The following is a 14,253-nucleotide window of genomic DNA, read 5'->3' on the forward strand; positions in this document are numbered from 1 at the left end:
GTAGCGACCCACGTCCGGCCGCCGCCATCCTGAGAGAGAGAAGTGCTCAAATGCCTCAGCCGTCTTAACCGGCTCCAGACTTTTTGCGAATGAATATCATCAAAAAAGGCTTTAGTGGAGGTGGCGTAAGGTAGTTCAGGGCCAAGAACGCGCGGTATAGAATTCGGCTGTTAGCGTGATATAGAGGGTCTGCATCCCAGGCGTAGACGAAGTGTTCGAAGCGTGAAGGTGGAAAAAACTTGCGCAGCGTACCCGGTGTGTTGAGGCGGTAAAATGCCGGAAACACGTGCTCTGACTTCCGCCAAGGTTGGAGAATTCTAAGAACTAACTTGCTCATCTGATCCGGAATAAGACGGTTAGCGACGGCGATGTAGCCGAACCGATTTGGCGTTCGAGCACAGATCCAACCACCGGGCTTCAATAACCTATCTATTTCAGCCACGCTCTGTGTTGGGTCGCGAAAGTGCTCAAACACATAGTCAGAAAAGATGATGTCAGCGGTTCCGGCCGGCAACGGCGCGCGTCCGTCGGGATCAAGAAGAAACGCCTCGTCAAGTGATGGATTGGCGATTACCGCGGGATCTACATCGAGGCCGACCACCTTGGACACGCGCCCCTTGAAGTTACGGAGACGGCTGCGATAGGAGACATAGTGGGAGGCACCACACCCAGCACCAAAGTCAATGAGCACCGAGCTGGAGGATACTAGCGCGTTTATTCTCTGATAGAATGCAACTGCGCTATCATTGCGCGAAAAGCCTCCAGCCGATACTTCAGGGAAGAAGTACGAATCGATAAGAGCGGGAGGCGGGCAACTGCCTTCGGTGACTTGGTGGGCATGGATCCTTTCAATCGGCATCGAGCCTCCTGATTTTGGGACGAAAGTTCCTTTGCGCTTATGCTCCAGCCCTGCACACAATTCAGCCTAAGAGGGGCCGATGCGACGAACCTCTTATATTATCAATCCAATCTCATTTTAAGACCCCGACCGAAACCTCGCGCTACAAACGGGAGATGAACGACCGTTATTAAGAGGTAGCCCAACGGAGCCCCTAAGCGTTCGACTTTGCCCATGGTTTGCGGATGATAGGGCCGCGGGCGAGCCGATCGAAACGTGCTCAAGCGTTGGGACCGGTTTGTCCGCTTCATCGATGACGACAGGATCTGCCTTAAGCAACAATGCGAGAATGCGCTCTACGCGGATTTGCGCTGGGACGGAAGTTCTGGCTGTTCCTGGGTTCGGATCGCGCCGCGGTCACGGCAACACTGATCGTGACGGACAGGCCCAACGATATCGACACGCCGGCCTGGCTTGCCGACGTGCTCGCCTGGATTGCCAGCTTCCCTCAGGGGCGGCTTCATGAACTGCTGCCATGGAATTGGAGCGCCCAATGCCCGGTCTATCGCGTCGCCTCAGGCAGTTTGACGAGGAATTGCTCGCCCTCGGCGAGAAACGACGCTGCTCGAAGAGCTTATTGCCGGTTTGCTGGCCTGTCCCGAACTCATCGGTCCTAACGATTGGCTTCCAATCGTCTGGAAATGGACAGCGCAGATCAGCTGCCAGTCTTCGAAGACATCGACCATATCAACCGAGTTCGTGCTCTCGTCATGGCGCTGGAGGCTGCGATACAGGGGTGACCGCGTCAGATGAGGGATGGCCGGCTGCAATGCATAGGGGCAATCTCGAGCGAAAGGGCGTATGCCGCTGAAAAGCGACAATGATCACCTCTTCCTCGATGGAAGGTGGTCGACTTGGCCTCCTTCGGGCCCGTCGGAAGATCAGCGACGGTGTCGCGCTGCTTCCACTTCGCGACCATCTTCTGGTTGATCCCGTAGCGCTTGGTTAGCGATCTCAGACTCTCTTGACTATTTTGTATTGCACGGACTGCCTCCGTCGTCGTGGCGCAGCCGTGTAAAAATTGAACCACAACGCATCCTTCGAATCGCGCAAATTCGAATGCACCATTCAAGCTTGGGACCAAACACCTAGTCCATGCCGGCGCGCAACGCCGCAGACACTTTGCGGGCAGCCACGGCGGTGGACCATCAGCCACGCTGACGAATCGCGCAGGGTTGGCCGATCTCTCAAAACGATGCTCTCATGCTTGGCAGTTCAAGACCTGAACGACCACCGGCTTGGCGTCTACGGAGCCTCGCAACGAGTCAGACAATTTGTGGGACTGGATAAGCTGCGACAGAAATCCAGATAGCGCAACCGCGCCAAGTTGATCATCATCGCAATGATCGGAAATACATACATGTTGGCGGCTGTTGGAAAAATTTCACGCTCAGTCGCCATACCAACTCCAAAACCAAAGATGCACGCGAACAGAGCCCAATATAGGTCACTGTTCAGCCTTCGCCCAACTCGCCAGGCGGTAGCTGTTCCAACACAAAGGAAGACCAAAAGCACACTGGTCAAAATAACTCCGCAATCAAGAAAGAAATCGATAATTGCATTATGCGCATGAGTGACCTGTATCAGGGCTCCTGTGTGCCAAAGTTCACTCGTCACCACTCCGTAACGACCAGCGCCAAGCAGGAACAGGCCGATATTGCTCGTCCATTCATTGAGCAGAGGAGCCCAGACGTACTCAACACGGCCCGTCAGCAAGCTATCAGCCGAGACGGCGGAACTGTCTCCAAACCCGATCGATAGAAGAGCGGCGACGGTTGGTCCGATCCACAGGAACGATGTGACGCCAGCCGCGGCAGCACCAAGAACCAAAATGACAAACCTGCGCCGTAGGATCAGAAATAGGGAACACGAAGCTGCCACCGTGACAAGCGCGCTGCGTGACTCGAGGAGAAGAACCGCCAGAAGCGATAGACCGAGAGGAACGATCCAAAATGCGCCGCGCTTAAGAGCTCTATGGAGCAACAGGGGTATAGTACAAATGTATATGGTTCCGATCGTGTTGTAATGAATACCAAAATAAGTTGCGCACAACTCATTGATTCCGCCGGCAGCCATTCGGCTGTCTCCGGCGGCCAGGTCAGTCATTTCGTCCGGGCTGCCCGAAAGCAGCACGGACGGATTCATCAGGACAAGTGTGATGAACGCGATCGACAACGACAATATTGAGAGGCAGATCACGGTCGTGATCCTCTCAAGCTCCTGAAAGGAGCACATGCGCTTTAGAATAAAAAGAAACGGCAACGCATAAAAGGCGGGAACCACGCAAGATGACAGTGTAAAATCCAAATAGGACTCGGCAAATGAATTAGGGGCGCGACTATGAAGGAGCGGAGCATTTGGAATTGATCGAATGAGGGCAACAGTAAAAGTTGCAAAATACAGGAGAAAGAGTCTGATAGACCTTTGCTCAATTTTATCCGTCGCGTGTAGGAGCCTACTTTGGAACACCAAGTAGGCCAAAACTACACCTGATAGCAAGTTGAACGGCTTAAATCCCTGGATGCCAAAGAGGTTGTTGTCTAGAAGCGGTAACCGAGAAAATGGCAACATAAAAATAAACAAGAGAAAAAAGAATTGTTCCCGTTGCGCGTCTGAATGCGCAAACGTGGGATGATAAGGAGCCCGGCCGCTATAGTTCAAAGAATCCCTCATTACGTATCGGAATTTCTGCGCCAGCGCTGCCGGAGCTAACCACGCCGATGATGAGTTCAGGGTCACCGTGCCGAGACTCCAGGCGGCCCCGACCCGGTCGTTAGCGTCATATTTCGAAAATTGGCGGCAGCGGTCTCGGGTGGACCTGCGCTCCGATAGAGTCCGTACTCCCAATAGGTGGGGGTCCCATAGCCCAAGGGGCCATGATAGTTCACAACCCGAGTGCCGTTTACCCAGACGTCCAAATACCCGCTGCTGTTATTGGATACATTGGCCGACATTTTGATATCGTTATACTGGCCAGGTTGAATTGGATCGGGGGCGGTCCAGAGCGTGAGCTGCGTAAGATTGCCGGCCCTGTTACTGGGAACCTGCCCCGGGGGGCAATATCTAGCCATTACATGCAGTCGATTGCCGACGAGACCGATCTCGAATGGAGGCGAGGAGACGGCCGGGTAGCCGTTCATTTCTGCAGTGGTGAACCATGATGCGGTGTTTACAAATGTCCCATTGGGCCCATTTGGCTCCACCATGAACTGATAATCTATGCTGATAGACGTTCCGACCGGAATAGTTGGATCTAGTGCAACGTCGTTGCGATCAACAGCGTGTCCAGCATCGTACCAGGCTTGATCACCCGGTCGGACTTCGAAGCGCAGAGTCTGTGGGTCAGGAGTGGTCAGGCTATAGCTCCGGCCCGCGCCCTGAACTTGATAACTGTCGCCACCGATCTGAAAGTGCGTTCGCGGCGTTGCCGAAAACGACGTAATCGACGAGACAACTGTTCTAGTTTCAGGCCGCGATGCTGCGGTCGCATTGCTTGCCGTGTCGGTATTCGTCGCAGCAAAGCTATGAACGTCCGATAGGCCTGAACTCACAAAAATCCGGGAGTCACCTGCATCCGCCGTCGTCGCGGCGACGAACGTCAATCCATCATCGATGTTCATGGAGCTTCCAGCCGCGACAAGAATAGCGAGTAACACTTTCATCGCCATTCCTCTTGGCCGTATTTTACCCCGTTCTCGGAGCGTGACGACATCGACACTCTATCGTGAAATTCGATCAGCGTATTGCCGCAAAAATCGTTCGCCACTTTTGAAAAGAGCTCGTTCAAATCCCGATACAATTTCTCGACTGATTCGACCGTCGGAAAGTAGGGACTTCCGCCAGGCATGAGCTCCGAGGAATGCGTCATGAATTCTACATAAGGCCGATCTTGCGAAATCGCGATGTCAAGAATGCGCAGCATCGACGTCAAATTCGACCCATTGGGGCGCAGCCAATCCAGCGGCCAAATGTAGCGCCGGGCCCTATCCAGTAAGTCTGATATGTCCTCACAAGCTTGAGTCGCTCGGGTCAGAAAAGCGGGCGATCGGTTGATGATCGTCATTGGGACCTCGAGTAACGAAGACCTTCCCGGAAGCGCGATATTTCGTTCACTCATCCAATAATGCTGCTCAAGAAACCCTCGATAATCGGTCCCTCCCGCGCCGTCCGGATCTCCCATCGTGCTGCGCCAATCCACATGAGGGGTTACGGAACAGTCTACCTTAAATCCGAACTCCCTCAACACATCGGCATAGAATCCATCAAGGGTCCAGCGGCCCGATCGGTGGCTCAACATTTTGACGCCGAAAACGTCCTCAAGAAAATGCGTGTGAAATTCTATTTTATTCCGGATTTCGTCTTCTGGATACTCGATCAGAAAGGGCTGGTACCAGGAATCATTGCTGGTCAAAGGATGGATTGGGGGCGAATTCCAAGCGTGCAAATGCATCCCGATTTCGCCGGTACCTCGTGCGATTAGATCGCGGCCAAATTCAACAAAACCACGATCGTTGGCCATTTCAAAGTTCACCAGGTAGGTGGGCTTCAGTCCGAAGTTCTCACATAGCGACTGAAAGCGAGGAAGAAAGGAAGCATTGCGAGTTTCGACCGTTGAACGCCTGCTCCAGCTGTTATCGCCCTCTGTATCGATCGTAATTAGAAAGCTTCTCAAGACATCTACTCTACCTTAGCCGCACGTCGACGTCGCTACCGACCGAGCACTGTGCCGAGGAATCTGGCAGAGGCCAGCAAACTGCTAAGGGACGCATCTGCAGCACTTTGCCACTCAGCCACTCCGTTGCAGCTAAAATCAGTACATACCGGATCACTGGATGGAAATTGGCAATAAATGGGTAGTCAGGATGGTCCATTGAGCCGCGGCGGCGCGGGGCTAAAATTCAATCAACGCTGTGGGTATCAAGTGCGAATTCTCTCGATAGATCATTTCATTCCTTATCTGCTGAAGGATGAGAACTATCCGGTCGGCGGGTGGGCGATCGAACTTTCAACATGGCTTCGCGCTCTTGAAGACGCCGGCCACGAAGCCGCGGTCCTTACCTGGAAAGGCGCTTTGGCCCACGTTGGTTCGAACCCGCCAATAAGACTTATCGAGACCTATGATCCGACGCAGGGGGTGCGGGTTGCGAGGTGGTTCTACTCACATATTCCCAAACTACTGGCAGCCGCTCGCGCCTATCATCCGGATATCATCATTCAGGGCGCACGCGGGGTCGGCACCGCCATCATGGCTTTCGTCGCCGACCAATTGAGAATTCCGTTCGTTTACCGCGTTGTAAGCGACGCAGACGTCGATGAACGATACAAAATCGGTCTTCGGCAGTTTGAATGCTTGTCTTATTCTTGGGCCCGGCATCGAGCAGCCGGATTTCTCTGTCAAAATCAGTATCAGCGCGACCGCTTGGCAGCACGTTTTCCCGGAAAGCCTATTCACATCATTCATAATCCTATTGTCGTTGCAGAGGACGCGACCGCTCCTTTGCCGCGCGCAGAACGCGGATATGTCGCGTGGCTTGGAGTCTTTCGCTATCCAAAGAACTTGCCTCTACTTTTTCGGATCGCCCAGGAACTTCCCACCATCGAATTTCGCGTCGCAGGGATGCCGTCCGAAAATGCTGATCAATCGACGATGGACGCCGTGAATAGCCTGCGCCATCTCCCAAATGTTAAATTGGTTGGTTATGTCCGGAGGACCGACATTCAAGCATTCCTATCAGAATCGGCGATGCTTCTCTGCACATCGCATTATGAGGGCTTCTCGAACGCGTTCCTGGAGGCTCTGGCCGCGGGCACACCCGTCGTGACGCGCCGGACTGTCGATCCGGATTTGATCGTCTTGCGTCATGCACTCGGTGCATCGGCTGAGGATGAGTTGGAACTCTGCAGATCAGTGAAGGCAATTTGGGATATCGACGCGGACAACTACAATGCGCTCGCGCGACGATGTCAGACCTATGTTAAGGCCAATCACTCGCCGGCGGTAAAAGCTTGTGAGTTGATTGCCGCTTTGACGCCTCTTGTTGCTAAGTCAAAACGCTCATGGCAGCCGGCGCGGCCGAGATCCTCGCGGACGCAATCGCGGTGAGCGACAATCGATCGATTTCTGCTCATGGCATTAGGGCGAGTAGTGTGAAGCGGGAAGTCGACGGGGCAATCCGAAAAGGTTCACGCGTCGCGTGAAATTATACGAAAAGAAAACGCCCATGATCAGGATCGGCAGAAAACTGAACAGGCCCACGACTCCCATTGCCACGGATAATCTGGGTGCCATGTTGGTCGGCGAAGGATCCGTGATGTTACGACCGTGGTTCATGTTTCCCGATATATCAGTCGGCACGCCGCGGAATCTCGCGAATAGATGGATGCTATCCACGCTGTGCCGTCAGATCAGCGTGCCCTGTCCGAACACGCGTTGTCCCACGTCGCTCTCAGGCGGGGCGAGCGGCGTCAATGGCGCGCGGACGACTGGACATCAATTATGATGCACGGCCGAAAAATTGCGGTGATTGGGCTCGGTTATGTTGGGTTGCCTGTGGCTGTGTCGTTCGCGCGTTCCGGAGTGCCGGTCGTTGGATTCGACGTGGATTGCGGACGTGTCGCTGAACTCAGGGAAGGAAAGGACCGGACCCGTGAGGCTGAGAGCGGTGATTTGCGCCAAGAAACGCTACTGTTTACCGCCGACCCAGCCGAACTGGTGAAGGCCGATTTCTTCATCGTCACTGTGCCGACTCCGATTGACGAGGCTCGGAGTCCGGACCTGCGCGCGATGATGGCGGCGTCGCGGTCAGTGGGCGCGGTGCTCAAGAGAGGTGATATCGTCGTATATGAATCAACCGTATATCCCGGCGCCGTGGAGGAAGACTGCGTTCCGATACTTGAGCAAAACTCTCGCCTGAAGGCTGGCGTAGAGTTTACGGTCGGCTACTCCCCCGAGCGGATCAATCCGGGCGACCGGAAGCACCGCTTTGAAACGATTACCAAGGTGGTCTCGGCGCAGGATGCCAGAACGCTGGAGATCGTGGCGGATGTCTATGGATCTGTGGTCAGCGCCGGTGTTCATCGTGCTCCTTCGATCCGCGTAGCAGAAGCCGCAAAGGTCATCGAGAATACTCAGCGCGACTTGAATATCGCCTTCATGAACGAGCTGTCGCTAATATTCCAGGCGCTAAATATCGATACTGGCGACGTCCTGGCTGCGGCGCGGACCAAATGGAATTTCATGCCGTTCCAGCCGGGACTTGTCGGCGGCCACTGTATCGGTGTCGATCCCTATTACCTGACTTATCGTGCCGAAAAAGCTGGCTATCATCCCGAGGTAATTCTCGCTGGGCGACGCATCAACGACGGCATGGGTCAACGAGTGGCGCGTGAATGCGTTCGTGGGCTATTGCGGCGCCGAGCTCAGAATGGGATCGTGACCATCCTCGGGCTGACTTTCAAGGAAGACGTTCCCGACACTCGCAACTCCCGCGTCATCGACATCGTTCACGAGCTTCAGTCTTTCGGGCTCACGGTGCAGATCCATGATCCGCTGGCGAATGTTGCCGATAGCCAGCATGAGTATGGGGTGATGTTGACCGAGCTGGATGCGCTGGAACCTGCAGATGCTATCATTCTCGCCGTCGCCCATCAGCCCTATGTCGACGGTGGCTGGCCGTTTGTTCAGCGCCTGCTGCGCAATGGCTCGGGCCTCGTGCTCGACGTCAAGGCAAAGCTAAATCGTGCCGCAAAGCCCGCCGTCATCGAACTGTGGCGGCTCTGATCCGGAGATAAGATGCTGAACGACAAAGTACTGGTGACCGGGGCTGCGGGCTTCATTGGTTTTCATGTTGCTCGACAGCTCTTGGCTAACGGTCGCGAGGTGGTCGGCGCTGACAGTGTCAATGCCTACTACGATACCAAGTTGAAAGAAGCGCGCATCGAGCTTCTCAAGCGCGATCCGAAGTTCACATTTGTGAAGCATGATCTAGCTGATCGCGCAGCATCGATGGCACTGTTCAAACAGCATCGATTCCCGATCGTGATTCATCTCGCGGCTCAAGCCGGCGTCCGCTATTCACTACAAAACCCATACGCCTATGTCGATGCGAACCTCGATGGGTTCATCAATGTGCTGGAGGGGTGTCGTCACAATGGGTGCCGGCATCTCGTCTTCGCATCCTCGTCGTCAGTGTACGGCGCGAATACGAAGCTGCCCTTCTCGGTGCGGGACAATGTCGACCATCCGATCAGCCTTTATGCCGCCTCCAAGAAAGCCAACGAGCTGATGGCGCATGCCTATAGCCATCTCTATCGCATTCCAGCGACCGGCTTGCGGTTCTTCACGGTCTATGGTCCCTGGGGCCGGCCGGACATGGCGATGTTCATCTTTGCTAAGGCAATCCTAGGCGGCGAGGTGATCAAGCTGTTTAACCATGGAAAGATGCGGCGCGACTTCACCTATATCGATGACGTGAGCGAGACGGTCGTACGCCTGATCGATCGTCCACCCCAGGGCCGGCCGGGCGCGCCTGCGGATCCCGCGACCAGCAGCGCTCCTTGGAAAATTTATAATGTCGGCAACAACCGTCCTGAAGATCTAACGGATGTGGTATCGCTGCTGGAGAAAGAGTTCGGCAGGACGGCGATCAAGGAAATGCTTCCGATGCAGCCCGGCGATGTCGAGGCAACCTACGCCGATATTGCCGAGCTTGAGCGTGACCTCGGGTTCCGCCCGTCCACGACAATCGACGAGGGGGTTGCACGGTTCGCGACATGGTATCGTGAGTATCACAGGCTTTAGCGGTAGGGCGCGATAAGGATGTTGGTCGCGCGTCTGGTGAGCTTCCGGTCTAACGAAAAACGGTGGGACGCTATGCCTATGCTGGGCAGTTCAAGCGCCATCGTCGGCAATTGGGCCTGCTGCGGAGACAGGAAGGCCGCCTTATCCGCGACATCCGCGGAAAGATCATCGGCCAGGACGAGCTTGAGGCGGCATTCGAGCGCCCGCTGGCGCGCGCCGAGCATATCCGTTCCCGACAGCAGTGCCAGCGCAGACGGAAGATGGCCACCTCGGCCGCTGTCACCTCAAAGGTCGCGACGGGGGGCGACCAACCTCATCCTCAGCGCCGCCGGCCACAACCTTCGCCTCGCCCTCACCGGGCCGTGCTATGGCGTCTGCCCGCCGTCCAAAGCGCGATCAAATCGGCTAGCTGGGTCCGTCGAAAACAAGGATACGGCAACGCCTTCGTGTCCAGCAGGAACTGACCGCCAGGACACCCCGATCATTGGTGATGATGGTAGCCCCTTCACCCCGAACCCGTGAGGCGCACTGGCTTTGCCTTTGCGGATGGTTCAAATTGATGATCTGGTCGAATCCCATCCGGAAGAGGTCGCTCGATCCTGCCATCCTCTGCGCTTGGACAAGCCTTCTGCCCGCTGGTGCGGATGCGATCAGACAGATCGCGCAGCATTCCTATCGCGATTCCAAGAAGCAGCCCTCCAACGATCGCTATTCCAAGCACGATTCGAGGTTTTGGCGAGCTGGCCCCCAAAGGAGGCGACGCCCCGGTGACGAGACTCGCCTCAAACACCGGCGGGGATTGTTGTTGCGTCGCTTCTGTCTTACGCAGCACGTGGCGAAAATTGTCATAGGCGTTTTTTGCTGATTCAGCACCGGCGGCTAATCTATCGCGAGTATCAGCGGAATCCGCTGCATCTTTCGTCTTGTTGTTCCTGTCGTAGTCCTTCAAGGCCTTTTCTGCAGCCAAAGCTTGAGTGCTCAATTCGTTCAGTCGATCCGTAACCCATTTCTCGTCTTGCAAGCTTGCCTTGTCCATTTGATGAGTAATGTATTTTTCGGCAACGGCGTTTAGGATCTGCGCCGCCCGATCCGGATTTCGGGAATCGAAGGTAATCTCGACAAGATATGTAGGGCCGATACGCTTGGCCGAAAGCTTACGTTCGAACGGTTCCACGGCATAGCGCGCGGCGTTAGCTTCCGTCTTCGGCTTACTCCAGCCGAGCAGCCGGGATATCATGCCGCTAACTTGGCCTGTCGCAAATTCCGGGTCTTGAGCAAGGCCGAGCTTCTCGATCACGGCGCTAGCGATGCTCTCAGACTTTATGATTGCGATCTGACTTTCCACGACCGTCGACACCGCCGCAGAGTCCACTAAGGTCACTTTCGTGTTTACGAGGAGTTGCGCCTTGGCGGTGAATGTCGGTACCGCGGTGACGAGGTAAAGGATGGCAATGCCGAGCCCCGCAAAACACGTCAGCGACATGGTAAATAGATTTCGTCGGATGAACGCCAGCACGGCCAGCACTTCTGCTAGCGAGACGGCCGGCCCCGGGCGAAATTCAGGCGGCATATTGTCACGACTTACCCAATTATCTGTGCCGTTGGTCTGGAGCATTGTCATACCACTGCTGATAGTTGAGGCTCCGCGACGATGCTCAAGTTGATGCGTCTTCAAGTCTGTTCGCGGACAGCAACACATGGAAATCGCATGCCGTTCGAGCAACACGGCAGACAGGCGATCGGCAAAACAAACGTTCTATTCCTCATCGATAGTGAGCACCCTCCATGTCCAATCGGCTGTTGATCATCAGTTCGCAGCCACATCAGAGCGGTTTGGAACGGGGGTGCGCGCGAATTGCGCGTCGAACTTTAATCCGGCAGTGCTGCCACTCAATGGACCATGATAGTTACCCATTTTTTTCCGATTTCCGTCCAGTGACCCGGAATGTACTGATTGGCCGGAGATGAGCGACTGGGTCGTAGATTGCGATGGGATATGCGTTTTCCGCACGGTCGGCGATTTCGGAAATCATCAATGCGGAAACAGAATATTTAAGACCAGGCAGAGTGACTATCAGTAGGGAAATGCCTTCCTCCAGAGCGGCGTCCGAGAGGGAGACGAGGAGATCCGCGGGCTGTTCAGAGCAGCAGAAGAACGAGGAGGAGGGACCTCAGTCAGACCTCGAAGGACTGCAGAAAATGTCTGATCTCTTGGGCAAGCGTTCTGTGACTAGCCTTCGCTTTACGGATGTGCGTCGCGCCGTGCTGCTGTCATCAACACGGAAGCTGCAGACCTCTGTGCACCTGCTGCAGGAAAGAACAGGACGAACTCACCAGAAAGCTGGCAAAGCTCGACGACCGGCGGAGGCTCGATCTGCTCCGTGAGCTGCAACAGACAAGCGTGAAGCTCAACCAAATTCGCGAAAGCTGCAGAACGTCGGCGAGAGGCTTCAGTACACCGCATGGTGCGATCACAACTCGTGCGAGGAGCCGCGAACCAAGCTGAGAGTGCCATCATCAGAAGAGGCGAGGAGGGACCGGAACGGATTTTCGCAGGCGAAGATACCGAGCTGCGGCCGGATGACGCCGTCGAGGTCGCCCTGCGGTACCGGAACAGTCCTGGCGGTGACGGTCTAAATTAGATCAAGATCGGCGCGCGCACGATCATCAGCTACCTTCTCTCGCCGCTGGCGAGGTACAAACAGGAATCGCTGCGGGAGCGGTAAAAAAATGTCCCGCAGCCTGCGCGTTGCGCGTCGTCCACCCGTCAAGATCCGCTGCGATCTCGCGTGCTAGTCTACGCAAGGGCAATAGGGAGCACCCTGCTAGGCGCCCAGGCGTCGGGACTCAACGAAGTCGGGACTCAACGAAAGTGTCGCAGCCTTACTTCGCGCTCGGATCGCTCGCGCGACGGCAATCGTTTCCGGGTCCCTGAACCTACTTGCAGAGCCGAGCAGCCGCCGCGAGAGTCCCTCGGCCCACACCCTTGCGGACTAGGCCGTCGATACGGGATACCACGACGTGGCTGGAGTGGGGAACCAATGGAGCCGGCTCGTTGAGCTGCTCCATTTCAGAGATCATCTCGATGGGCTTCGCGATCCCTCTGCCCGCATCGACGGCTGAGGGGGCGCGATCGTTTGCCGGCCGCACCAGCGACTCATGGTTCATGCCCCAGATCGCCGCCTGTGTCCGGTTCTGGACCCTGATCTTGCGTAGGATCGCCTTGACGTGAACCTTCACGGTAGCCTCGGCGATATTGATTTTTCTGGCAACGCACTTGTTGGAGTCGCCTTCGATAAGGCAGGATAGAATCGCCTTTTCTCGCGGAGAGAGCTGGGGCAAGATCGCGTCGTCTGCAGCGGCGAGGATGGCCTTTCGTCCGCCGGGCTCTGCCGTTTCAGGTTCGCGATCGCGACCGGCATCAAGGGCGAATGACAGGAATGCAGGCGGGAAGACGGTCTCGCCCATCATCACGAGCTCGACGGATTTGATGAATGCGTCGCACGAATTGACGTTCACGAAGTATCCGTTGGCCCCTGCTCGAAATGCGGAGGCAAGATCGACCGGCCGATAATTGTCGGACACGATCGCGATGCGCGCGTCCGGATACCGATCCTTCACAAATCCGATTTGTTCTATCGCGACATTGAAGCCATCGCCGGTATGGACGATGAGGAACATCAGTTTTTCTGCTTGAAGTGTGCTCGGCAGTTCCTCGGGGCTCGACGCCGATACCGGGATGTGAAAATTTGCCGTGTGCAGGATTCTAGCAATGCCTTCTCTAATCAAAACGTTCTTTCCAATAAGAACGGTCTCGCAAGACTGCCGCCTCCTCATTTTACCCTCCAGCCTACTACGCAATGACACAACAGCGATGGGCGGTTGAACTCAATTGTTCTCTTGGTCCTCGACGTAAGAACGAGCCCTTGTTGTTCGGTTGGTCGTTCTCCGTCGGCTTGTGGTCTCTAGATATATTGAGCTACCTCGATCATGGACCTCCGTTCTTTGCCTGGTCTCGTTGGTGGATTTCGAGCAATCCATCTTGCTTAAGCTTTTATGAATGTTAGATGCGAATTTCGGATCGCCCTATATATCGTTGGTTATAGAGATGGGTCTGCGTATACCCGTGCGGTTACGGTGCCCAAAAATACCGTCTGGCGCAGCCTCTGCGTGAATTAGATCGAGATGCTAACTCAACATTGAAAAACTTTTCGAAGGTCTTTGTTCGTCGATACTATCTCTGCGTGAACGCATTCTGTGAGCGAGTTAACGGCTCTGCGCATATGAACGTTGAGGAGATGTCGGAGTGTGCACTTACGCTGTTATCCGGACTGGATAACCACAGAGGCTGGTCCGCCGCAGTCTGATCACCGGATTCTTACGGGCATTCCAGCCCGAGTGAGAGTCGGGAAGCGAGCAGAGCCGCGCGCATGTTAATCCTAGCTTGCGATGCGATATCGATCCTGCTTGTATTAAGAGAAATTTATGGTGATTCTATCGATAGTGGTGGAAACAGCAGCAGGTGCGCGGGGTTTATGTTTAGGGGACGATCCGC

9 protein-coding genes and 3 pseudogenes are annotated in these 14,253 nt (G+C 55.3%); 5 read left to right on the forward strand and 7 right to left on the reverse strand.

Annotation, left to right across the window (positions count from 1 at the left end):
* Positions 1 to 64: 64 nt before the first annotated feature.
* On the reverse strand, positions 65 to 859 hold the full coding sequence (locus tag AB5K84_RS14090; RefSeq protein WP_110116889.1) for a class I SAM-dependent methyltransferase: 795 nt from the start codon (positions 857 to 859) through the stop codon (positions 65 to 67).
* 255 nt (positions 860 to 1,114) lie between these two features.
* Between AB5K84_RS14090 and AB5K84_RS14095 the strand changes: the two are divergent.
* A pseudogene (locus AB5K84_RS14095) lies at positions 1,115 to 1,383 on the forward strand (IS66 family transposase); the annotation flags it as partial.
* A 225-nt stretch (positions 1,384 to 1,608) separates the two neighbouring features.
* Here AB5K84_RS14095 and AB5K84_RS14100 read toward each other — a convergent pair.
* The 4 genes and pseudogenes from AB5K84_RS14100 to AB5K84_RS14115 form a co-directional block, all read right to left on the reverse strand.
* A pseudogene (locus AB5K84_RS14100) lies at positions 1,609 to 1,928 on the reverse strand (IS481 family transposase); the annotation flags it as partial.
* Positions 1,929 to 2,143: 215 nt separating this feature from the next.
* A complete protein-coding gene (locus AB5K84_RS14105; protein WP_162603714.1) occupies positions 2,144 to 3,637 on the reverse strand; it encodes an O-antigen ligase family protein in 1,494 nt (497 codons plus the stop codon).
* Positions 3,634 to 4,518, reverse strand: coding sequence for a heparin lyase I family protein (locus AB5K84_RS14110; protein WP_162603713.1), 885 nt, complete (start codon positions 4,516 to 4,518; stop codon positions 3,634 to 3,636). Before AB5K84_RS14110 ends, AB5K84_RS14105 begins: the two co-directional genes overlap by 4 nt.
* 38 nt (positions 4,519 to 4,556) lie before the next feature.
* The gene (locus AB5K84_RS14115; protein WP_210268983.1) at positions 4,557 to 5,417 is read right to left on the reverse strand and encodes a hypothetical protein; all 861 of its coding nucleotides are present in this window, start codon (positions 5,415 to 5,417) and stop codon (positions 4,557 to 4,559) included.
* 330 nt (positions 5,418 to 5,747) lie between these two features.
* Between AB5K84_RS14115 and AB5K84_RS14120 the strand changes: the two genes are divergently transcribed.
* The 4 genes and pseudogenes from AB5K84_RS14120 to AB5K84_RS14135 form a co-directional block, all read left to right on the forward strand.
* Positions 5,748 to 7,001: a glycosyltransferase family 4 protein gene (locus tag AB5K84_RS14120; protein WP_110116885.1), complete on the forward strand. Its 1,254-nt coding sequence runs from the start codon at positions 5,748 to 5,750 to the stop codon at positions 6,999 to 7,001.
* Between the two features lie 393 nt (positions 7,002 to 7,394).
* Positions 7,395 to 8,678: a nucleotide sugar dehydrogenase gene (locus AB5K84_RS14125; protein ID WP_110117350.1), complete on the forward strand. Its 1,284-nt coding sequence runs from the start codon at positions 7,395 to 7,397 to the stop codon at positions 8,676 to 8,678.
* A 12-nt stretch (positions 8,679 to 8,690) separates the two neighbouring features.
* Positions 8,691 to 9,698 (forward strand): NAD-dependent epimerase, encoded by a 1,008-nt coding sequence (locus AB5K84_RS14130; protein WP_110116884.1) that lies wholly within the window; start codon positions 8,691 to 8,693, stop codon positions 9,696 to 9,698.
* A gap of 65 nt (positions 9,699 to 9,763) precedes the next feature.
* Positions 9,764 to 10,052 (forward strand): annotated as a pseudogene (locus AB5K84_RS14135) (hypothetical protein); the annotation flags it as partial.
* Between the two features lie 151 nt (positions 10,053 to 10,203).
* Here AB5K84_RS14135 and AB5K84_RS14140 read toward each other — a convergent pair.
* Both AB5K84_RS14140 and AB5K84_RS14145 read right to left on the reverse strand, forming a co-directional pair.
* Entirely contained in the window at positions 10,204 to 11,313 is a 1,110-nt protein-coding gene (locus AB5K84_RS14140; RefSeq protein WP_162603712.1) for a Wzz/FepE/Etk N-terminal domain-containing protein, read from the reverse strand.
* A 1,322-nt stretch (positions 11,314 to 12,635) separates the two neighbouring features.
* Positions 12,636 to 13,535: a LuxR C-terminal-related transcriptional regulator gene (locus AB5K84_RS14145; protein WP_246790648.1), complete on the reverse strand. Its 900-nt coding sequence runs from the start codon at positions 13,533 to 13,535 to the stop codon at positions 12,636 to 12,638.
* Between the last annotated feature and the right edge of the window lie 718 nt (positions 13,536 to 14,253).

It is taken from the genome of Bradyrhizobium sp. 1200_D9_N1_1, assembly GCF_052075915.1.
In the GTDB taxonomy this organism is placed as follows: Bacteria; Pseudomonadota; Alphaproteobacteria; order Rhizobiales; family Xanthobacteraceae; genus Bradyrhizobium; species Bradyrhizobium diazoefficiens.